The organism is Salmonella enterica subsp. arizonae (assembly GCF_008692845.1).
In the GTDB taxonomy this organism is placed as follows: domain Bacteria; phylum Pseudomonadota; class Gammaproteobacteria; order Enterobacterales; family Enterobacteriaceae; genus Salmonella; species Salmonella arizonae.
In genome coordinates this window covers 273,577-295,483 of the sequence record NZ_VXJW01000005.1, presented here as the reverse complement: position 1 = coordinate 295,483, position 21,907 = coordinate 273,577, and the positions used below count along the sequence as shown (strand labels likewise).

Below are 21,907 nucleotides of genomic sequence, written 5' to 3'. Positions count from 1 at the left end.
TTCTCCGCAACATACAGGCGCAAGGGCCCGATTCTCTATTCTTCCGCCAGGCGACAGAAGAAGAAATCTCTCAATTTACCTTTTGCCGGATGGCGATTAACGCCTTATCTGGCCTGGAGGCAACGTATAACACGTCACGAATACTTCTTCGTGCGCCGCGTTGGGGCCGTATTCGCCGGATCGTCCGGCCAGACATGTTTGGGGTAACGGCCCTTCATCTCTTTTTGCACTTCCCGATATGCGCCCTGCCAGAAAGCGCTTAAATCGCGGGTAATCTGTAGCGGTCGCTGCGCAGGCGAAAGCAGTTCCAGCACCAGCGGCACCCGCCCCTGCGCAAGCGTCGGCGTACTGGCCTCGCCGAACATTTCCTGCATCCTGACCGCCAGTGCGGGCGGGTTATCTTCATGATAACGAATCGCTATTCGGCTTCCCGTCGGCACAGTGTAATGCCCAGGCAGCTCACTATCCAGACGTTGCAGCATGGGATAGTCAAGCAGTCCCCGTAACGCCTGATTCACATTCAGAGATTTCAGTCCGCGTAATGATTGTACGCCGGTCATGTGCGGCAGCAACCAGCGCTCCAGCGTCGCCAGCAGCGACGCCTCATCCACGGGGGGCCAGTCATATTCCGGCAGCCATTTCGCCGCGCAATGCAGACGCAGGCGGAACTGCTCCGCTTCCGGCGTCCAGTTGAGTACCGCCAGACCTTTATCGCGGATGCCGTTCAGCATCGCCTGATGAAGCTCCTCTTCAGATGGCTTCGCCAGCGGCTGGACGTTAACCGTCAACTGCCCAATACATATTCTGCGCCACGCTTTCAACGTTCCCTGCGCTTCGTCCCATTCAATCGTGTCGGACTGGCGCAGCAAATCAGGACACGCCTGAATCAGCGAGGCGATATCCAGCGGCTGCGCCAACAATATTCGGGCGTCCGGCGAGGCGCTGCCTTGCAGCAACAGCGGCGCGATAAGCCATTCATGACGTCCCAACGCGTCATCCGCATCCAGCATCGCCCCCATGCCATTGGCCAACTGATAGCGCCCTTCCAGACCGCGACGCCGCGCGATGCGGTCGCTGAATGCGCCAGCCAGCAGCGGCGCGATAAGCGCGCTATCCGGCTCGCCATTGCGCACCTGCAGCCGTTTTAAAAGTTGCTGGCTGCGCTGCTGCCAGCCCGGCTGTCGCCGCGAAAATACCTCGCTTAAATCCGTACCGCCGCCGCGCGGCGGTTCTTCAAGGATTGCCGCGAGCCTGGCGGCGGTGGCGGCGCTATCGCCCTCGCCGGCGTTGACTAACATCGCCGCCAGGCGCGGATCGTTACCTGTTGCCGCCATTTTCCGGCCCCGCGCGCTTAATCGATCGCCCTCCAGCGCGCCTAACATCACTAATAAACGACGGGCGGCCTGGAGATTCGCTTCCGGCGGCATATCCAGCCAGAAAAGCGATGCCGGATCGTGACATCCCCACTGCAACACCTCCATCAACAAACCGGAGAGATCGCTTTGTAAGATTTCCGGTTCGCTTTGCGCTGCCGCCCGCTCCGCCTGTTCTTTTGCCAGCAGATGTAAACAGATACCCGGCGCCAGTCGTCCGGCGCGCCCCGCGCGCTGCGTCATTGAGGCCTGACTTATACGCTGCGTAACCAGCCGCGTCAGTCCCGTTCGCGCGTCGAATCGCGCTACGCGCTCTTGAGCGCTATCAACCACCAGACGAATGCCTTCAATCGTCAAACTGGTTTCGGCAATGTTAGTCGCCAAAACAACTTTACGCATCCCGGCCGGCGCGGGAATAATCGCTTTGCGCTGCGCTTCCAGAGACAATGCGCCATACAGCGGACAAAGCAGGACATCGCTCCCAACCCGCGACGCCAGATGTTCATGGACGCGCTGAATTTCGCCTACACCGGGTAAAAATAGCAGTAGCGAGCCGCTTTCATTGCGCAGCAGTTCCGCTGTCGCCATCGCGACGGCCTCATCAAAACGCAGATGCGCCGCAAGCGGCTGATAACGTCGCTCCACCGGAAACGCGCGTCCCTGCGAGACGATCGTCGGCGCATCGGGCAGCCGTTGGCAAAGCCTGTCGTTATCCAGCGTCGCAGACATAATTAACAGCCTGAGATCGTCACGGAGCCCTTGCTGGATATCCAGCAGCAGCGCCAGAGCTAAATCCGCCTGCAAACTGCGCTCATGAAACTCATCCAGTATTACCAGCCCCACGCCGCTTAATTCGGGATCGCGCTGGATCATTCTGGTCAATACGCCTTCTGTCACCACCTCCAGCCGGGTATGCGGCCCCACGCAGTTTTGCGCGCGCATCCGGTAACCTACCGTTTCGCCAGGCTTTTCATTCAACCCTTCCGCCAGACGCTGCGCGACATTACGCGCCGCCAGACGACGCGGTTCAAGCAGGAGAATTTTTCCAGCAACCGGACCTTGTTGCAGGAGTTGCAGCGGCAGCCAGGTAGATTTTCCCGCCCCGGTAGGCGCGGACAACAAAACCTGCGGCGCGGTTTTTAGGGCTGTCAACAATTCAGGCAATACGGCGGCAACGGGCAATGACGTCACAAACGGCTCCACGGGGTTAACTTTCTTTGCGCCGCATTGTAGCATCGTGTTAATCCATAACCGAGTATCCCTATGTCTGAGCCAAAACGGCTTTTTTTTGCCATTGACTTACCCGACGAGGCGCGCGCGCAAATTATCGCCTGGCGCGCCGCCCATTTTGCGTCTGAAGACGGGCGTCCCGTCGCGGCGGCGAACCTACACCTGACGCTGGCCTTTTTAGGCGACGTCAGTGACGATAAGCAGCGCGCGCTTGCGCAGTTGGCCGGACGAATTCGCCAGCCGGGCTTTATGCTACATCTGGATGACGCCGGTCAGTGGCTGCGTTCGCGCGTTGTGTGGCTGGGGATGCGCCAGCCGCCGCGCGGGTTGTTACAGTTGGCGAATATGCTACGCGCGCAGGCCGCCCGCAGCGGTTGTTACCAAAGCCCGCCGCCTTTTCACCCGCATATTACGCTGCTGCGCGACGCCAGCCATGCGGTGACTATCCCGCCGCCGGGCTTTTGCTGGTCATTCCCGGTCACGTCGTTTGCGCTTTACGCCTCTTCGTATGGGCAAGGCCGTACCCGCTACGCCGAACTGCAGCGCTGGACGCTGGGCGAATAATCATGAAGGAATTTCGATGCTATTCTCACCCCCTTTACAACGCGCTACGCTGATTCAGCGCTATAAACGTTTTTTAGCCGATGTGATCACCCTTGACGGTACGGCGCTCACGCTGCACTGTCCTAATACTGGCGCAATGACCGGCTGCGCCACGCCTGGCGATACCGTCTGGTATTCGACATCAGAAAATACTAAACGCAAATATCCGCACACCTGGGAGTTAACTGAAACGCAATCCGGCGCATTCATTTGCGTGAATACGCTGTGGGCGAACCGGTTAACGAAAGAAGCGATTCAAGAGGATCGCCTGCCGGAGCTGGCGGGGTACAATATTCTGAAAAGTGAAGTCAAATATGGCGCCGAACGCAGCCGTATAGATTTTATGTTACAGGCAGATTTCCGCCCTGACTGCTATATTGAAGTGAAATCGGTCACGTTAGCGGAAAAAGAAAACGGTTATTTTCCCGACGCCATCACCGAACGAGGGCAAAAACATCTTCGGGAGTTGATGGGCGTTGCGGCGGCAGGTCATCGCGCGGTGGTGTTGTTCGCGGTGCTGCACTCCGCCATTACACGTTTTTCACCCGCACGTCATATCGATATAAAATACGCGCAGCTATTGAGCGAGGCTCAGAATAAAGGTGTGGAAGTTTTAGCTTATAAAGCAGAACTTTCAGCCACAAAGATGGAGCTGAACAAATCACTACCCATAATGTTGTAGTGGAATAACAGCCTGATTATTAAGTATTCTGGCCGCGTGCGTAAATACGCTTTTCCTCACAGGGTTGTCAAGTGTTACGTTTAGATAATTGCTATCCGGAAAAGCATCTGCTATTTATAGCGACCTGATTTTCCCCCGAACATGGGGATCGATAGTGCGTGTTAAGGAGAAGCAACATGCAAGAAGGGCAAAACCGTAAAACATCGTCCCTGAGTATTCTCGCCATCGCTGGGGTGGAGCCGTACCAGGAGAAACCGGGCGAAGAGTATATGAACGAAGCCCAGCTATCGCACTTCAAGCGTATTCTTGAAGCATGGCGTAATCAACTCCGGGATGAAGTCGATCGCACTGTGACGCACATGCAGGACGAAGCCGCCAACTTCCCCGATCCGGTCGATCGCGCCGCGCAGGAAGAGGAGTTTAGCCTGGAGTTACGTAATCGTGACCGTGAGCGCAAACTGATCAAAAAGATCGAGAAGACGCTGAAGAAAGTGGAAGATGAAGACTTCGGTTATTGCGAGTCCTGCGGGGTGGAGATTGGTATCCGCCGTCTGGAAGCGCGTCCGACAGCCGATCTGTGCATCGACTGCAAAACGCTGGCTGAGATTCGCGAAAAACAGATGGCGGGTTAATCCCGTTCGTTTCTACCCTATTTATGACAGGCGGGAGTTTTCCCGCCTTATTCTTTATTGCCCGCAGCATGACTGACTCACACTATATTGGCCGTTTCGCGCCGTCGCCCTCCGGCGAACTGCATTTCGGTTCGTTAATCGCTGCCCTCGGCAGCTATCTGCAAGCCCGCGCGCAAGGCGGGGTCTGGCGTGTTCGCATAGAGGATATCGATCCCCCTCGTGAAGTTCCCGGTGCCGCAGCGATCATTCTGCGTCAACTGGAACATTACGGCCTGCACTGGGATGGCGAAATCTTATGGCAATCACAGCGTCATGAGGCCTATCGCGAGGCGCTGGCCTGGCTTCACGAGCAGGGACTGAGCTACTACTGCACCTGCCCCCGCTCGCGCATTCAACGTCTGGGCGGTATTTACGACGGCCATTGCCGGACGTTATGCCACGGGCCGGAGAATGCCGCCGTCAGAATTAAACAGCAGCATCCGGTGATGCGTTTCCATGATGCCTTGCGCGGCGATATTCTGGCTGACCCACAACTGGCAGGCGAAGATTTTATCATCCACCGTCGCGATGGGCTGTTTGCCTATAACCTCGCGGTAGTGGTAGACGACCACTTCCAGGGCGTGACGGAGATTGTCCGCGGCGCGGATTTAATCGAACCAACCGTCCGACAACTTTCGCTGTATAAACAGTTTGGCTGGCGCGCGCCGGATTACGTTCACCTTCCGTTGGCGCGCAACGAACAAGGCGCTAAACTTTCCAAGCAGAATCATGCTCCTGCGCTTCCGACAGGCGACCCGCGCCCGGTACTTGTCCAGGCATTACGCTTTTTAGGCCAGCGCGCCGTCGTACCGTGGCAGGAGATGTCTGTTGAGCAATTACTGCGTTTTGCGGTGGCTCACTGGAGGCTTACAGCCGTACCCACATCGGCTAATGTAAATCCGGCATTCTCAAATGCGTCTCGCTGAGCTATGATTAGCCGCTATTTTTACTCATCGTCTTTCGCATTGCTGCGGCGTTAATGATGCTTACAGCCTTGGGGCGCGTCGTTCTTTTAGCCCGTCTGCCGTAATGCGAAAGACATAGAGTAAGTGGATCTTATTAATGTATGACACTACCGAGGTGCGCTATTTTTACCCGAGTCGCTAATTTTTGCCGTAAGGTGTTAAGCCGCGAGGAGAGCGAGGCAGAGCAAGCCGTCGCCCGTCCACATATGACGATTATCCCGCGTGAACAGCACGCTATCTCCCGCAAAGATATCAGTGAAAATGCCCTCAAGGTACTGTACAGGCTGAACAAAGCGGGCTATGAAGCCTACCTGGTCGGCGGCGGCGTCCGCGATCTCCTGCTCGGCAAAAAGCCGAAGGATTTCGACGTGACCACCAACGCTACGCCGGATCAGGTGCGGAAATTATTCCGAAATTGTCGTCTGGTGGGGCGCCGTTTCCGCCTGGCTCACGTCATGTTTGGTCCGGAAATTATCGAAGTGGCGACGTTTCGTGGTCATCATGAAGGCAGTGAAAGCGACCGTACCACCTCCCAGCGTGGGCAAAACGGTATGCTGCTGCGCGATAATATCTTCGGCTCTATCGAAGAAGATGCCCAGCGCCGCGACTTCACCATCAACAGCCTTTACTACAGCGTGGCGGATTTTACCGTGCGCGATTACGTCGGCGGAATGCAGGATCTAAAAGAAGGCGTGATTCGTCTGATCGGCAATCCGGAAACGCGTTACCGCGAAGATCCGGTCCGGATGCTGCGCGCCGTACGTTTCGCTGCAAAGCTCAATATGCGTATCAGCTCTGAAACCGCCGAGCCGATCCCGCGTCTGGCGGCCTTGCTAAACGACATTCCTCCCGCGCGTCTGTTCGAAGAGTCGCTGAAGCTGTTGCAGGCGGGGAACGGCTTTGAAACCTATCAACAACTGCGGGAGTACAACCTTTTCCAGCCGTTGTTTCCCACCATTACGCGTTATTTTACCGAAAACGGCGACAGCGCAATGGAACGCATCATTGCGCAGGTGTTGAAGAATACGGATAACCGCATCCGTAACGAGATGCGCGTTAATCCGGCATTTTTGTTTGCCGCCATGTTCTGGTATCCGCTGCTGGAGATGGCGCAAAAAATCGCTCAGGAGAGCGGTCTGGCCTATTACGATGCTTTCGCGCTGGCCATGAATGACGTGCTGGATGAAGCCTGCCGTTCTCTGGCGATCCCGAAACGTCTTACCACGCTTACCCGTGATATCTGGCAGCTTCAGTTACGAATGTCGCGACGTCAGGGTAAACGCGCCTGGAAACTGATGGAACATCCGAAATTCCGCGCCGCGTTTGACTTGCTGGAACTGCGCGCTCAGGTGGAAAAGAATACTGAACTGCAACGTCTGGCGCAGTGGTGGGGCGAGTTTCAGGCTTCCGCGCCGCCGGAACAAAAAGGGATGCTTAACGAGCTGGACGACGATCCTGCGCCACGTCGCCGCCGGCATCGTCCGCGCCGGAAAGCGCCGCGTCGCGAGGGCGCTGCATGACGATCGCGTATATCGCGCTTGGCAGTAACCAGGCCTCTCCGCTGGAGCAGGTCAATGCCGCCCTGAAGGCTATCGCCGGCATTCCCGATAGCCGTATCGTCGCGGTCTCTTCGTTTTACCGCACGCCGCCGCTTGGCCCACAGAATCAGCCAGACTATTTAAATGCCGCCGTCGCACTGGATACGGCGCTTACCGCAGAAGACTTGCTGAATCATACCCAGCGTATTGAACTACAGCAGGGCCGCATACGTAAAGCCGAACGCTGGGGACCGCGAACGCTGGATCTCGATATTATGCTGTTCGGTGATGAAGTCATTAACACCCAACGTCTGACGGTGCCGCACTACGATATGAAAAACCGTGGCTTTATGCTGTGGCCGCTGTTTGAAATTGCTCCCGATCTGATTTTTCCAGACGGACTCCCCCTAAGACAACAACTCATGCTTCTGGCTGTAGAAAAACCTGTCGCCTGGTAAAGGATATGCCCCTTTCTTTAGCGTTTACTGCTCTCATGCCAATCGATTGCTTAAATCAATTGCCCCTCTGAATATGACTGCTAGAATGCCGGTAAATATAATATTTACCATTAGGAAACGTTATGAAACCCACCACTATTGCCCTGCTGCAAAAGTATAAGCAAGAAAAAAAACGCTTCGCCACCATTACCGCTTACGATTACAGTTTTGCCAAACTGTTCGCCGATGAAGGGCTGAGTGTGATGCTGGTCGGCGACTCACTCGGCATGACGATACAAGGTCACGACTCCACCCTGCCCGTTACCGTAGAAGACATTGCCTACCATACCCGCGCAGTACGGCGAGGCGCGCCGAACTGCCTGCTGCTCTCCGACCTGCCATTTATGGCGTATGCCACACCAGAGCAGGCATTTGCAAACGCGGCGACCATGATGCGCGCAGGCGCGAATATGGTCAAAATTGAAGGCGGCGCCTGGCTGGTCGATACCGTGAAAATGCTCACCGAGCGCGCTGTACCGGTGTGTGCTCATCTGGGGCTGACACCGCAGTCGGTCAATATTTTTGGCGGTTACAAAGTTCAGGGCCGCGGTGATGCGGGTGATCAACTGCTCAGCGATGCTCTGGCGCTGGAAGGCGCGGGCGCACAGCTATTGGTGCTGGAGTGCGTACCGGTTGAGCTGGCGAAACGTGTGACCGAAGCGTTGTCGATTCCGGTGATTGGCATCGGCGCGGGCAACGTCACCGACGGACAAATCCTCGTCATGCATGACGCCTTCGGCATTACCGGCGGGCATATCCCTAAATTTGCGAAAAATTTCCTTAGCACGGCGGGCGACATACGCGCCGCAGTACGGCAGTATATATCTGAAGTCGCGTCCGGCGTTTATCCGGGCGAAGAACACAGTTTCCATTAATTTTCCGACTGAGAGCATTTGTAGGCCGGGCAGGATGCTTTTGCGTCGCCACCAGCCCAAATGCCTGATGGCGCTATGCTTATCAGGCCTACAGGCTATCAGGCAACTCAAGGAGTCACGTTGTGTTAATTATTGAAACCCTGCCGCTGCTGCGCCAGCATATCCGCCGTTTGCGTCTGGAAGGCAAACGTATTGCGCTGGTGCCAACGATGGGTAACTTGCATGATGGACATATGAAACTCGTTGATGAAGCTCAAGACCGCGCCGATGTGGTAGTGGCCAGTATCTTCGTCAACCCGATGCAGTTTGATCGCCCTGACGACCTGGCGCGCTATCCGCGCACGTTGCAGGAAGACTGCGAAAAGCTCAATAAGCGCAAAGTCGATATTATATTTACCCCGTCCCCGGACCAGATCTATCCGCAGGGTACGGAAGGACAAACTTATGTTGAGGTTCCCGGTCTTTCCACCATGCTGGAAGGCGCCAGCCGTCCGGGCCATTTCCGCGGCGTTTCCACGATTGTCAGCAAATTGTTCAATCTGGTACAACCAGACATCGCCTGCTTTGGCGAGAAGGATTTCCAGCAACTTCAGCTTATCCGCAAAATGGTTGCCGATATGGGCTACGACATTGAGATCGTCGGCGTGCCTATCGTTCGCGCTAAAGATGGCTTAGCGCTTAGCTCGCGTAACGGTTACCTGACGGCGGAACAACGTAAGATAGCGCCGGGTTTATATAAAGTGATGAGTGACTTAGGCGAAAAATTACAGGCCGGGGAGCGCGACCTTGAAGAGATGATTGCCATCGCAGGCCAGGAGTTAAATGAAAAAGGCTTTCGCCCTGATGATATCCAGATCCGCGATGCCGACACGCTATTCGAACTAACGGACGCCAGTAAACGCGCGGTGATCCTGATGTCCGCATGGCTGGGACAAGCGCGGCTTATCGACAATAAAATTATAGAACTATCCTGAATAGTCGCCGCTGGTGCACCCACCGCTAGCGCCAGCGGATTATCTGTCCGATCTCATCATCCGTTAAAGTGGTTATCTGTGCTGCCGCCTCACGCGTCATTCCACACTCCAACATACAGCGGGCGATATTACGTCGCTCCTCACTTTTGCCTTGCCCAGGGCTTCGCGTTTACTTTCCTGTATCCCTTCGCAAATTGCCGTGGCCAGTGTTTTTTCCACTTTTACGAGGCGTATCATGATAAAAATCAATAAGATAAAAAAATTACTGCCGACTCTGGAAAATAGCGCATAAACAATGGAAGGAAACGACACGCGATGTATAGACACCCCGTAAAAATCGGGCAATACTGCCTGAGAATTTTCTCAAAGCAGGTGCCGCCTGCTTCGTTATTGATAAGAGTTAAAGGTAGACGTTATGATTCGCACAATGTTACAAGGTAAGCTCCATCGCGTCAAAGTGACCCAGGCTGACCTGCATTACGAGGGTTCCTGCGCTATTGACCAGGATTTTCTCGACGCGGCCGGAATTCTGGAGAACGAAGCCATTGATATCTGGAATGTGTCCAATGGTAAGCGCTTCTCAACCTATGCGATTGCGGCGGAGCGTGGCTCTAAAATTATCTCCGTTAACGGGGCAGCGGCACATTGCGCCTCCGTGGGTGATATTGTCATTATTGCCAGCTTTGTCACCATGAGCGATGAAGAAGCGCGCACCTGGCACCCGAACGTTGCCTACTTCGAAGGCGACAACGAAATGAAACGCACCGCAAAAGCCATTCCGGTACAGGTTGCCTGATTACGCTATCCCTGCGGCTGGTTGCTAATCAGCCGCGACATTGTTTCCAGCGAATCCGTTCTTAAAATATACAACCGTTTTAACAAGAACGGATTATCCCCCGGCTTCACCTTACCTTTCACCGTTGTCACCGCCAGGTGAAACCCGGCATTTTTTGCCGCTTTGATCGCCGTCGCGTTATAGCCTCCAAACGGATACGAAAGATAAAGCACGTGAGGATTAAACTGCACCAACGCCCGTCGCGAACGTTCAAAATCAAACAGAATATTGTGGTAGCTGCGGCTATATAAAATCGGGTGCCTGTACCCGTCTACCCGGTGTAAAAAGTGGGTATGCGACTGAAAATCAAAAACATCGCTTAACTTGCGTAACTCGGAAACGCTCATAAATTGTAGCGATTTCGGCACCCATTTCTGCGGGTGGCGTTTAATACGCGATGAGATAATAAACGCCGTCGCTTTCATACCGTATTGCTTCAACACCGGATACGCATAGCGGCTTACCGATTTGAGGCCATCGTCAAACGTGATAACCACCGCGCGAGCCGGGAAATTAGCGCGGTTATGAAGGTAATCCTCCAGTTGGTACATCGTCAACGTGGCATAACCACGATCGCGAAGCCAGGTCATTTGGTTGCTGAATGCCCGAACCGAAGTCGTGGTGGAAGTATGACGAAAACGGGTATTCTCTTCATCACGTAAGATGTGATGATAGGTCAAAATCGGAATACCGTTGTCTTCCTGCGCATCCAGAGCGCTGATATACGCCAGTCTGTCGCCAATGCGGATCTGATACCAGGTTTGATGTAGCCTGCCTGTCAGTTTACTAATAATGGGGTAACGCAAATTATCCACCAGTACGCCAAACGGCGCGCTACTGATGTCCGGCGCGTTATACACCGGCGTATCCTTCCAGGTCACCAGATTCTGATTAATTAACGGCTTGTTAAGATCGCCCAGACTATCTTCCACCTTTTGTTTCCCCTGCACAGGCCCAAGATGACCTTTATCGATAAACCCCACGCCAAAGCCGAATTTAAAGGCATAATAGTCAACCGCAATGGGCTTTACGGAAAGAATTTGTCCGGCGTGGATATTCCCCACCGTCACCATTTTGTCGCCAATCTGCGACCAAATGGCGGCGTCTTTCGTCGTTTGCATATAACGAGCGGGCAACGCGGCACACACATTGCCGGAGAAAAAGAACAGCAAGATAAGAACAACGCGCATAACCATATGTCATAACCGAGGCGAAAAAACGCGTTATTGTAGCAAAAGCATCGCCAATGTTATTGATCAAAACTCATACAAATCATGCAGCAATACAAAAGGCGGATTTTTCTGCTGCTGATGCCAGAGGCTGGTGACATCCGGCGCGCCAAGCGCGACAATCTGGTCGCGAAATGCTGAACTGCTCATCGACTCCCGCAGCGGAAGCATTTCCTCCATTAATGAATAGCTGACGCCTGAAATGACTTCGCATTGAGAATGTTTATGGCTCATCAAGGACGCCACACGATAAGGTGCCGCGCCGGCAATGTCGGTTAAAAATATCACGCCTTCACCGGAGTCTGTGGCATGGAGGGCATCACACATCATGCGGCTCAGCATATTCGAGCTCAGGCCGCGCCAAAAATTGACCGCCCGGCATTGCGCCAGCGGACCATTTTTTTTCTCCAGGCAATCAAGCATATCCTGTGCGCGATCGTCATGGCAGGTTATCACCCAACCTAACATAGCCTACCTCCTTAGCAGACAAGTAGTTTATCAGAGTGATAAATTAAGAATGATGACAGCCGTCAAAAGTCTCCTCTTCCCGCCAGGAGAAGAGGAGAACCGTATCAGCTACGCAAACCGCGTCCGCGCTGGATCAGCGACCAGCAAAGCAGGTAGAAAGCGGCGATAAAGATCACCAGTACGCCAAACGTCGTCACCAGCGGCACATCATGGATACCGAGGAAACCATAACGGAAACCACTTATCATGTAGACAATCGGGTTCAGGTGCGACAACCCTTGCCAGAACGGCGGCAGCAGCGTCAGCGAGTAAAATACCCCGCCGAGGTAGGTCAACGGCGTCAGCACAAAGGTTGGGATCAGGCTAATATCATCAAAGGTTTTCGCAAACACGGCGTTCAACAACCCAGCCAGCGAGAACAAAATCGCGGTCAGAATCAGCGTTAGCGCGACAAATATCCAGGAATACACCTGGAAAGGAACGAAAAAGAGCGAAATCGCCGTCACCAGAATCCCCACGCACAGTCCGCGCGCCACGCCGCCGCCGACAAACCCGGCGATGATCACATGCGTCGGTACCGGCGCGACCAGTAGTTCCTCAATATTACGCTGAAACTTGGCGCTAAAAAATGACGATGCCACATTGGCGTAGGAGTTGGTAATGACTGCCATCATAATCAGGCCCGGCACAATAAATTGCATATAGCTAAAACCATGCATTTCGCCGATGCGCGAACCGATCAGGTTGCCGAAAATAATAAAATAGAGCGTCATGGTGATGACGGGCGGCACCAGCGTTTGTACCCAGATGCGCATAAAGCGGTGGATCTCTTTCGCCCAAATGCTTTTAAGGGCAACCCAGTAAAGCTGCATCATGCCCGATCTCCTTGTTTTTCATGCACCAACGACACAAACAGTTCTTCCAGACGGTTGGCTTTATTACGCATACTTAATACCTGAACTCCCTGCTCGCTCAGTTGACTAAAGACGCTATTAATCCCCTGCTCGCGTAACACTTCGACTTCCAGAGTCGAGGTATCCACCAGACGATATTGATAACCCGCCAGCTTAGGTAGCGGGCTTTTTGGCGCTAAATCCAGAATAAACGTCTCCGACTTCAGCTTTGAAAGCAGATTTTTCATTGAGGTATTTTCCACCAACTCGCCGTGCTGAATAATACCAATATTGCGGCACAGCATTTCCGCCTCTTCCAGATAGTGAGTGGTAAGAATAATCGTGGTGCCTTTGGCGTTTAAGTCCTTCAGAAATCCCCACATCGAGCGGCGCAGTTCGATATCGACGCCCGCCGTTGGCTCGTCGAGAATCAATAGCTTAGGCTCGTGCATCAGCGCGCGGGCAATCATCAGGCGGCGTTTCATCCCACCGGAAAGCATCCGCGCGCGTTCATTACGTTTTTCCCACAGATCGAGCTGCTTTAAATACTTTTCGCTGCGTAATACCGCCTCTTTATATTCCACGCCGTAATAACCGGCCTGATTCACCACGATCTGTTGCACTGTTTCAAACGGATTAAAGTTAAACTCCTGCGGTACCAGCCCAAGCTGTCGCTTGGCGTTAACCACGTCTTTTTCCAGGTCGTAACCAAAAACGTTAACACGCCCTGACGTTTTGTTAACCAATGAGCTGATAATACCGATGGTGGTTGATTTCCCTGCTCCATTTGGCCCCAGAAGCGCGTAAAAATCCCCTGCTTCGACCTGTAAATCTATGCCGCGCAGCGCCTGAACGCCGCCGGGATAAGTTTTTTTAACTTGTTGAAGTTCCAGCGCAATGGTCATAAATTCTCACTTACTTTACGTTCTTACACTTTATATGTGGTTTAAATAATTACGGAGTTGCCCTATATTAGCCCAACGCACTTATTTGGTTACAGGTCGTTAACCTCCATGAAAGACATAGATACACTCATCAGCAACAATGCACTATGGTCAAAAATGCTGGTGGAAGAGGACCCTGGATTTTTTGAGAAACTGGCGCAAGCGCAAAAACCACGCTTTCTATGGATTGGATGTTCCGACAGCCGCGTTCCCGCAGAACGTTTAACCGGACTTGAGCCGGGCGAATTATTTGTTCATCGCAATGTGGCTAACCTGGTTATTCACACCGACCTGAACTGCCTCTCCGTGGTTCAGTATGCGGTAGATGTTCTGGAAGTTGAGCATATTATCATTTGCGGCCACTCCGGTTGCGGCGGTATCAAGGCTGCGGTGGAAAACCCTGAGCTGGGTTTGATTAACAACTGGCTGCTGCATATCCGCGACATCTGGCTTAAACATAGCTCGCTATTGGGAAAAATGCCCGAAGAACAACGTCTGGACGCGCTCTACGAATTGAACGTTATGGAGCAGGTCTATAACCTGGGACATTCCACCATTATGCAATCAGCGTGGAAACGCAGGCAGAATGTGACCATTCACGGCTGGGCGTACAGTATCAATGACGGCCTGCTGCGCGATCTCGACGTCACCGCCACCAACAGGGAAACGCTGGAGAACGGCTACCATAAGGGTATTTCCGCCCTAAGTCTGAAATATATTAACCATCAATAAGCCATCTGGCGGGGTTGCCGGGGGCGCTTTGCTTGCCCGGCCTACAACAGCACGACGCTCCCCAGCCTTTCTGTTCTTACTCGTCCAGCAGCACCACTTTACCGACATACGGTAGATGGCGGTAACGCTGGGCGTAGTCAATGCCGTAACCCACAACGAACTCATCGGGGATAGAAAAGCCGATAAACTCCACCGGAACATCCACTTCACGGCGAGATGGCTTATCCAGCAGCGTACAAATCGCCAGCGATTTCGGCTCGCGCAGGCCCAGGATTTCACGGACCTTCGACAGCGTATTACCGGAATCAATAATATCTTCGACAATCAGCACGTCTTTGCCACGAATATCCTCATCCAGATCTTTCAGGATTTTCACGTCGCGGGTGGTAGACATGCCGCTACCATAACTGGAGGCGGTCATAAAATCGACTTCATGAGGAATCTGAACTTCACGACACAGGTCCGCCATAAACATAAATGAGCCACGCAACAGACCAACCAGCACCATTTCACTGCCGCTGTCTTTATAACGTTCGGTAATCTGACGACCCAGTTCGGCAATACGTGCTTTGATCTCCGCTTCGGGGATCATGACTTCTACAGTATGTTTCATCTTTATAACCATATGATTTAAAAACAAATCACTCAATGCCGGTTGACAATAACGCCGCATTGACGCGCAAGGCACGCAGTATACCAGTAAACGAATTCATTCGCGGCATTTGATAAGAAAGCTCATTTTGTGATGACGATCACACATGTTAATTCCTATACTTAATTGCTACTAAAAAATTAACAATTTGGGATGGTGTCTTTTTATGGCAGAAAATAACGCACGATCGCCACGATTACTCGTGACGCTGACGGCCCTCTTCGCAGCGCTTTGCGGGCTGTATCTTCTTATCGGAGGTGTCTGGCTGGTCGCCATCGGCGGTTCCTGGTACTACCCCATCGTGGGCGTCGTGATGCTAGCCGTGGCCGGGTTGCTATGGCGTAGTAAACGCGCTGCGCTGTGGCTATATGCCGCCCTGCTGCTGGCGACAATGATTTGGGGCGTATGGGAAGTCGGGTTCGACTTCTGGGCGCTCACGCCGCGTAGCGATATCCTGGTATTTTTCGGCATCTGGCTAATATTGCCGTTTGTCTGGCATCGACTGGTGGTTCCTTCCCGCGGCGCAGTGGGGGCGCTGGTCGTGGCGCTGCTGATTAGCGGCGGCATTCTGACCTGGGCTGGCTTCAACGACCCGCAGGAGATCAACGGTACGCTTCGCGCCGACGCCACACCTGCTGCCGAAACAAGCTCGCCGATCGCCGACGAGGACTGGCCAGCCTATGGACGTAATCAGGAAGGTCAACGCTACTCGCCGCTGAAACAGATCAATGCGGATAACGTTCACCAACTGAAAGAAGCGTGGGTCTTCCGCACCGGCGATCTGAAACAACCAAACGATCCGGGCGAAATCACCAATGAAGTCACCCCGATTAAAGTCGGCGATACGCTCTACCTGTGTACGGCTCACCAGCGTCTGTTCGCGCTGGACGCCGCCAACGGTAAAGAGAAGTGGCATTTTGATCCCCAGTTGAAGACCAATGAGTCCTTCCAGCACGTCACCTGCCGCGGCGTCTCTTATCATGAAGCCAAAGCGGATACCGCCTCGCCGGAGGTCATCGCCGACTGTCCGCGCCGCATTATCCTCCCGGTCAATGACGGTCGCCTTTTCGCGGTGAATGCCGAAACCGGCAAGCTGTGTGAAACCTTCGCCAACAAAGGCGTCCTGAATCTGCAAACCAATATGCCGGATACCACGCCGGGGCTGTATGAACCGACGTCTCCGCCGATTATCACCGATAAAACCATCGTCATTGCCGGTTCGGTCACGGATAACTTCTCCACCCGTGAAACGTCCGGCGTTATCCGTGGTTTTGATGTGAATACCGGCAAACTGATGTGGGCTTTCGATCCGGGAGCGAAAGATCCGAACGCTATTCCGTCCGATGAGCACTCTTTTACCTTTAACTCGCCGAACTCATGGGCGCCTGCCGCCTATGATGCGAAACTGGATCTGGTCTATCTGCCGATGGGTGTGACCACGCCGGATATCTGGGGCGGTAATCGCACGCCGGAGCAGGAGCGTTATGCTAGCTCCATCCTGGCGCTGAATGCCAGTACCGGGAAACTGGCCTGGAGTTATCAGACCGTCCATCACGATCTGTGGGATATGGACCTGCCGGCACAGCCGACGCTGGCGGATATTACCGTTGACGGTAAAACCGTTCCGGTTATCTATGCGCCAGCTAAAACCGGTAATATCTTTGTGCTGGACAGACGTAATGGCGAACTGATCGTGCCCGCCCCGGAAACACCAGTACCGCAAGGCGCGGCAAAAGGCGATTATGTCGCCAAAACCCAGCCGTTCTCTGATTTAACATTCCGCCCGAAAAAAGATCTCTCCGGCGCAGATATGTGGGGCGCGACCATGTTCGACCAACTGGTGTGCCGCGTCATGTTCCACCAGTTACGCTATGAAGGTATCTTCACCCCGCCGTCCGAGCAGGGCACGCTGGTATTCCCTGGCAACCTGGGGATGTTTGAATGGGGCGGTATTTCCGTCGATCCGGACCGTCAGGTCGCTATCGCTAACCCGATGGCGCTGCCGTTTGTCTCCAGACTGATTCCCCGCGGGCCGGGCAACCCGATGGAACCGCCGAAAGACGCAAAAGGCACCGGTACAGAAGCGGGTATTCAGCCACAGTACGGCGTACCGTTCGGCGTCACGCTGAATCCGTTCCTTTCGCCGTTTGGCCTGCCGTGTAAACAACCGGCCTGGGGCTATATTTCCGCGTTGGATCTGAAGACCAATGAAATCGTGTGGAAGAAACGCATAGGGACGCCGCGCGACAGTATGCCGTTCCCGATGCCGGTTCCGGTGCCGTTCAACATGGGGATGCCAATGCTGGGCGGGCCAATCTCAACCGCCGGTAACGTGCTGTTTATCGCCGCGACCGCCGACAATTATCTGCGCGCTTATAACATGAGCAACGGGGAAAAACTGTGGCAGGGACGTTTACCCGCCGGAGGCCAGGCAACGCCGATGACCTATGAGGTAAACGGTAAGCAGTACGTGGTCGTTTCTGCCGGAGGCCACGGTTCGTTTGGTACGAAGATGGGCGACTATATCGTGGCCTATGCTTTGCCTGACGACGCGAAATAACCATTAATGCCCGGCGCATGCCGGGCATTATGCCGGGTGGCGGCTTCGCCTTACCCGGCCTGCGTCGGAGACATCGATTAGACCGTAAATCCTAACATCATTCCCGTATCTTCATGTTCTAACAGATGACAGTGCGCCATATAGGCATGTTCCTTCGGCGCGTCGTGATCGAACTTGACCAGCACTTCGCTGATACCGCCTTCAACGCGTACCGTATCCTTCCAGCCCGTTCTGTGGGCCGCCGGCGCTTTACCATTCTCTGACAAAATACGGAACTGCGTGCCGTGAATATGGAAAGGATGCAGCATCATATCGCCCACGCCGGAAATAACCCAACGTTCATGGCGACCTTTTTGCGCCGCGAACATGGGTTTGTTCATATCGAATACCTGCCCGTTGATAAAGTTGGCATTATGGAAGTCGAATTTTCCGCCGTGATTCATATTACCCATCGAACTATGATTCATCCCGCCATGGTTCATGTTGCTGTGATCCCTCTCGCCATGCCCCATATTGCCGCCCTGCATATGCGCGTTCATGCTGTCATGATCCATGCCGCTCATCGCCTGAGCGCCATATTTTTTCATCAGCATTTGCATCCCCATCATATCAAGGCGCGGGTCCATCGACAGTTTCAGGTTGCGCACCGTCAGCCCTTCCAGCGACGGCAACGCCGGCATCGTCGTCAACGTATCCGGCAGCGTACCGGAGGCGGTAATCCGCAGCGGCTGGATACGCATCACCGGATGCGGTTTATCAAACGGAGCGATCGCCATTCCCATCTGGCTGACCGGCAGCGTCACCAGATCAAAGGCTTTCCCGTCGCTGATATCCACCAGCACTTCAAAACGCTCGCCCATTAATAACGGCAACTCGGTGACTTTCACCGGCTCCGCCAGCAGGCCGCCATCGCTGGCGATCACATAAAGCAGGCGACGATCGCTGGCGGCGATATTCAGCGAACGCGCGTTACAACCATTCAGCAAGCGCAGGCGTAACCAGCCTTTTGGCGCGGAATGCTGCGGGTAGATAGCGCCATTGGTCAAAAGCGTATCGCCAAACCAGCCGACGGCGGCGGTCATGATATCCAGTTGATAATCAATCTGACCATCGGCGGAGAAGCGCTTATCCTGAATAATCACCGGCACATCGTCGATGCCCCACTGTTTCGGCAGGCGCAATTTGCGAATCTCGTCATCTTCGATCAGCACCAGTCCGGCAAGTCCCATCGCCACTTGGCGCCCGGTTTTGCCATGTTTATGCGGATGGATCCAGCAGGTCGCGGCGCGTTGCTCCGGCGTAAACGTCACCGTGCGGGTTCCGCCAGCGGGAATAATCCCCTGCGGGCCGCCGTCGACAACGCCCGGAATCTCCAGACCATGCCAGTGAAGCGTCGTGTCTTCGGCCAGTTGGTTATAGATATCAACAGTTACGCTTTTTCCTTTGTGAAGCTGTACCGCCGGCCCCAGCAAATTCCCATTGTAGCCCCAGGTCGTCGCGTTTTTACCGGCGAAGGTCGACTGACCGGCTTTAACAATTAACTGCATACGGTTGCTCGCATCTGCCGTTAACAGCTCAGGAATAGGTAACGCGGGGCGTTCGGCGGCAAAAGCGGCGCGGCTCCATAGCGGCAGCGCTGATGCAACCCCCAACGCCACTGAATATTTTAAGAAATCACGGCGTAACATAATCATTTCCTTATAATGAACAGGCGGGTGTCTAAGCTTAGACCCTCCCCTAACGGGAAGGTCAAGCCAGCGACGCGTCTTTACCATTCCTGACAGCAAGACAACAAGATGAAAAAGCCGCAGCCAATTCCAATAATAAAAGTCGTCGCTACGTCCGCAGTATGCTAACGTTGACTTTCCCTGATGCTGTGGTAGAAGCAATGAAGATGTTTTTCAGACCCGTGTTGTTTGGCAGCCTAATGGCCTTATGCGCGAATAGCTATGCGCTTACTGAGTCCGAAGCTGAAGATATGGCCGATTTAACGGCGGTTTTCGTTTTTCTGAAAAATGACTGTGGTTATCAAAACTTACCTAACAGTCAGATTCGGCGCGCGCTGGTTTTTTTTGCCCAGCAAAATCAGTGGGACCTTAGTAACTACGATACCTTCGATATGAAATCTCTGGGTGAAGACAGCTACCGCGATCTTAGCGGTATCGGTATTCCCGTCGCTAAAAAATGCAAAGCGCTGGCCCGCGATTCCCTGAGCCTGTTAGCCTACGTTAAATAATCCTCCGCTCTCTATACTCTACATAATCCAGGTTACAGAAAAGCGGCGACGCAGCGAATCCCCTGGACATCTGTAAGTGCCCGGGGTGAGCGAGTAAAGCCAATGCACCTGCATTTTGCAGTATGACGAGGAGATATTGCTGAAATAATGACCGTGCATCTACGGTCATTGTTAGCTATGATGTCGCGCCCTTTTTTTACGGGTGTTAACAATGGAGGTATCAGCCAATGGCCGAAAATACGATGTGGCACGAAACGCTACACGACCAGTTTGGTCAGTACTTTGCCGTAGACAACGTTCTGTATCATGAAAAAACCGATCACCAGGATTTGATCATCTTTGAAAACGCCGCCTTTGGCCGCGTGATGGCGCTGGACGGCGTGGTACAGACCACCGAACGCGACGAGTTTATTTATCATGAAATGATGACCCACGTCCCGCTGCTGGCGCACGGTCATGCGAAACATGTTCTGATTATCGGCGGCGGCGACGGCGCGATGCTGCGTGAAGTCACCCGGCATAAAAACGTTGAAACCATTACCATGGTAGAGATTGACGCCGGCGTGGTTTCATTTTGTCGTCAATATTTGCCTAACCACAATGCGGGCAGCTACGACGATCCGCGCTTTACTCTGGTGATCGACGATGGCGTGAATTTCGTCAATCAGACCCACCAGACTTTTGATGTGATTATCTCCGACTGTACCGATCCAATCGGCCCCGGCGAAAGCCTGTTTACCTCCGCCTTTTATGAAGGCTGTAAGCGCTGCCTGAATCCAGGCGGGATTTTTGTCGCCCAGAATGGCGTATGCTTCCTGCAACAGGATGAAGCGCTCGACAGCCACCGCAAGCTGAGTCATTACTTCAGCGATGTCAGCTTCTACCAGGCGGCGATTCCAACTTATTACGGCGGCATCATGACTTTCGCCTGGGCGACGGACAACGACGCCCTTCGCCACCTGTCGAGTGAAACTATTCAGGCGCGTTTTCATGCCGCCGGCCTCAAATGTCGCTATTACAACCCGGCTATTCATGCCGCTGCATTTGCGCTGCCGCAATATCTACATGACGCACTGTCCGCACAGTGACGCTAAGGAGGTGATAAAAATTGAAAAAGCTGAAACTGCATGGCTTTAACAATCTGACGAAAAGCCTGAGTTTTTGTATTTACGATATCTGCTACGCCAAAACCGCAGAAGAGCGTGATGGCTATATCGCCTATATCGACGAACTCTATAACGCCAACCGACTGACCGAGATCCTGTCGGAAACCTGCTCCATTATCGGCGCGAACATCCTGAACATTGCCCGTCAGGATTATGAACCCCAGGGTGCCAGCGTCACGATTCTGGTGAGCGAAGAGCCGATGGACCCGAAACTTATCGACCAAACCGAACATCCCGGCCCGCTGCCGGAAACGGTGGTGGCGCACCTCGATAAGAGCCATATCTGCGTGCATACCTATCCGGAAAGCCATCCGGAAGGCGGGCTTTGCACCTTCCGTGCCGACATAGAAGTGTCAACCTGCGGCGTGATTTCACCGCTAAAAGCGCTCAATTATCTGATCCACCAATTAGAGTCCGATATTGTCACCATCGATTACCGCGTGCGCGGCTTTACGCGCGACGTCAACGGCATGAAGCACTTTATCGACCATGAGATCAATTCCATTCAGAATTTTATGTCGGAAGATATGAAATCGCTGTATGACATGGTGGATGTGAACGTGTATCAGGAAAACATATTTCATACCAAGATGTTGCTCAAAGAGTTCGACCTGAAACACTACATGTTTCACACCAAACCGGAAGATCTTACTGAAACCGAACGTCAGGAGATCACCGCCGCGCTGTGGAAAGAGATGCGCGAAATTTACTACGGCCGCAATATGCCAGCCGTGTAAATTAATACCGGAGCAAGGAAGCTCCGGTTTTTGCTGCAAAAGCCCAA

The 21,907-nt window shown here is 53.6% G+C and carries 21 protein-coding genes; 14 read left to right on the top strand and 7 right to left on the bottom strand.

All coding sequences use genetic code 11. The features are described 5' to 3' along the window. Positions 1–134: 134 nt before the first annotated feature. Positions 135–2,564 carry an ATP-dependent helicase HrpB gene (gene hrpB, locus F4V61_RS12185; RefSeq protein ID WP_058819650.1) on the bottom strand — a complete coding sequence of 810 codons (2,430 nt, stop codon included), beginning with the start codon at positions 2,562–2,564 and terminating at the stop codon, positions 135–137. Positions 2,565–2,636: 72 nt separating this feature from the next. Here hrpB and thpR point away from each other — a divergent pair, with 72 nt between their 5' ends. The 9 genes from thpR to panD all read left to right on the top strand — a co-directional run bounded on the left by thpR (position 2,637) and on the right by panD (position 10,204). Continuing rightward, positions 2,637–3,167 carry an RNA 2',3'-cyclic phosphodiesterase gene (thpR, locus tag F4V61_RS12180; protein WP_079799285.1) on the top strand — a complete coding sequence of 177 codons (531 nt, stop codon included), beginning with the start codon at positions 2,637–2,639 and terminating at the stop codon, positions 3,165–3,167. 16 nt (positions 3,168–3,183) lie between these two features. Then, positions 3,184–3,888, top strand: a complete 705-nt coding sequence (gene sfsA, locus F4V61_RS12175; RefSeq protein WP_038396933.1) for a DNA/RNA nuclease SfsA — start codon at positions 3,184–3,186, stop codon at positions 3,886–3,888. A gap of 176 nt (positions 3,889–4,064) precedes the next feature. After that, entirely contained in the window at positions 4,065–4,520 is a 456-nt protein-coding gene (gene dksA, locus F4V61_RS12170) for an RNA polymerase-binding protein DksA (protein ID WP_001155232.1), read from the top strand. A gap of 68 nt (positions 4,521–4,588) precedes the next feature. Further along, a complete protein-coding gene (gluQRS, locus tag F4V61_RS12165; RefSeq protein WP_024132003.1) occupies positions 4,589–5,485 on the top strand; it encodes a tRNA glutamyl-Q(34) synthetase GluQRS in 897 nt (298 codons plus the stop codon). A 161-nt stretch (positions 5,486–5,646) separates the two neighbouring features. Next, positions 5,647–7,044 carry a polynucleotide adenylyltransferase PcnB gene (gene pcnB, locus F4V61_RS12160; RefSeq protein WP_206730753.1) on the top strand — a complete coding sequence of 466 codons (1,398 nt, stop codon included), beginning with the start codon at positions 5,647–5,649 and terminating at the stop codon, positions 7,042–7,044. Next, positions 7,041–7,520, top strand: a complete 480-nt coding sequence (gene folK, locus F4V61_RS12155) for a 2-amino-4-hydroxy-6-hydroxymethyldihydropteridine diphosphokinase (RefSeq protein WP_000150784.1) — start codon at positions 7,041–7,043, stop codon at positions 7,518–7,520. Before pcnB ends, folK begins: the two co-directional genes overlap by 4 nt. A gap of 122 nt (positions 7,521–7,642) precedes the next feature. Beyond that, positions 7,643–8,434, top strand: a complete 792-nt coding sequence (gene panB, locus F4V61_RS12150; protein ID WP_000805439.1) for a 3-methyl-2-oxobutanoate hydroxymethyltransferase — start codon at positions 7,643–7,645, stop codon at positions 8,432–8,434. 122 nt (positions 8,435–8,556) lie between these two features. After that, on the top strand, positions 8,557–9,408 hold the full coding sequence (gene panC, locus F4V61_RS12145; RefSeq protein ID WP_058344675.1) for a pantoate--beta-alanine ligase: 852 nt from the start codon (positions 8,557–8,559) through the stop codon (positions 9,406–9,408). Positions 9,409–9,823: 415 nt separating this feature from the next. Continuing rightward, positions 9,824–10,204, top strand: coding sequence for an aspartate 1-decarboxylase (gene panD, locus F4V61_RS12140; protein ID WP_000621524.1), 381 nt, complete (start codon positions 9,824–9,826; stop codon positions 10,202–10,204). A gap of 5 nt (positions 10,205–10,209) precedes the next feature. On the opposite strand, the gene F4V61_RS12135 is transcribed toward panD, so the two are convergent. The 4 genes from F4V61_RS12135 to F4V61_RS12120 form a co-directional block, all read right to left on the bottom strand. Further along, the gene (locus F4V61_RS12135; protein WP_080161256.1) at positions 10,210–11,439 is read right to left on the bottom strand and encodes a polysaccharide deacetylase family protein; all 1,230 of its coding nucleotides are present in this window, start codon (positions 11,437–11,439) and stop codon (positions 10,210–10,212) included. Between the two features lie 60 nt (positions 11,440–11,499). Next, the gene (locus tag F4V61_RS12130; RefSeq protein ID WP_079799284.1) at positions 11,500–11,940 is read right to left on the bottom strand and encodes a PTS sugar transporter subunit IIA; all 441 of its coding nucleotides are present in this window, start codon (positions 11,938–11,940) and stop codon (positions 11,500–11,502) included. A gap of 104 nt (positions 11,941–12,044) precedes the next feature. Next, positions 12,045–12,815, bottom strand: coding sequence for an ABC transporter permease (locus F4V61_RS12125; protein ID WP_000983421.1), 771 nt, complete (start codon positions 12,813–12,815; stop codon positions 12,045–12,047). Then, positions 12,812–13,738: an ABC transporter ATP-binding protein gene (locus tag F4V61_RS12120; RefSeq protein ID WP_000150647.1), complete on the bottom strand. Its 927-nt coding sequence runs from the start codon at positions 13,736–13,738 to the stop codon at positions 12,812–12,814. Before F4V61_RS12120 ends, F4V61_RS12125 begins: the two co-directional genes overlap by 4 nt. Before the next feature lie 108 nt (positions 13,739–13,846). Here F4V61_RS12120 and can point away from each other — a divergent pair, with 108 nt between their 5' ends. Then, positions 13,847–14,509, top strand: coding sequence for a carbonate dehydratase (gene can / locus F4V61_RS12115; protein WP_012210524.1), 663 nt, complete (start codon positions 13,847–13,849; stop codon positions 14,507–14,509). Between the two features lie 76 nt (positions 14,510–14,585). Here the strand turns inward: can and hpt are convergent, their stop codons facing one another. Further along, positions 14,586–15,122 carry a hypoxanthine phosphoribosyltransferase gene (gene hpt, locus F4V61_RS12110; RefSeq protein ID WP_000683337.1) on the bottom strand — a complete coding sequence of 179 codons (537 nt, stop codon included), beginning with the start codon at positions 15,120–15,122 and terminating at the stop codon, positions 14,586–14,588. A gap of 205 nt (positions 15,123–15,327) precedes the next feature. On the opposite strand from hpt, the gene F4V61_RS12105 reads away from it, so the two are divergent. Continuing rightward, a complete protein-coding gene (locus F4V61_RS12105; protein ID WP_079835804.1) occupies positions 15,328–17,721 on the top strand; it encodes a glucose/quinate/shikimate family membrane-bound PQQ-dependent dehydrogenase in 2,394 nt (797 codons plus the stop codon). Between the two features lie 77 nt (positions 17,722–17,798). On the opposite strand, the gene cueO is transcribed toward F4V61_RS12105, so the two are convergent. Further along, complete coding sequence (gene cueO / locus F4V61_RS12100; RefSeq protein WP_058344671.1) at positions 17,799–19,409, bottom strand: multicopper oxidase CueO; 1,611 nt, start codon at positions 19,407–19,409, stop codon at positions 17,799–17,801. Positions 19,410–19,609: 200 nt separating this feature from the next. Here cueO and F4V61_RS12095 point away from each other — a divergent pair, with 200 nt between their 5' ends. From F4V61_RS12095 to speD, 3 genes are all read left to right on the top strand, one after another. Next, on the top strand, positions 19,610–19,957 hold the full coding sequence (locus tag F4V61_RS12095; protein ID WP_000781543.1) for a YacC family pilotin-like protein: 348 nt from the start codon (positions 19,610–19,612) through the stop codon (positions 19,955–19,957). A 227-nt stretch (positions 19,958–20,184) separates the two neighbouring features. Next, positions 20,185–21,045, top strand: a complete 861-nt coding sequence (speE, locus tag F4V61_RS12090) for a polyamine aminopropyltransferase (protein ID WP_038396944.1) — start codon at positions 20,185–20,187, stop codon at positions 21,043–21,045. Positions 21,046–21,065: 20 nt separating this feature from the next. Beyond that, complete coding sequence (gene speD / locus F4V61_RS12085) at positions 21,066–21,860, top strand: adenosylmethionine decarboxylase (RefSeq protein ID WP_000734281.1); 795 nt, start codon at positions 21,066–21,068, stop codon at positions 21,858–21,860. Positions 21,861–21,907 lie beyond the last annotated feature (47 nt).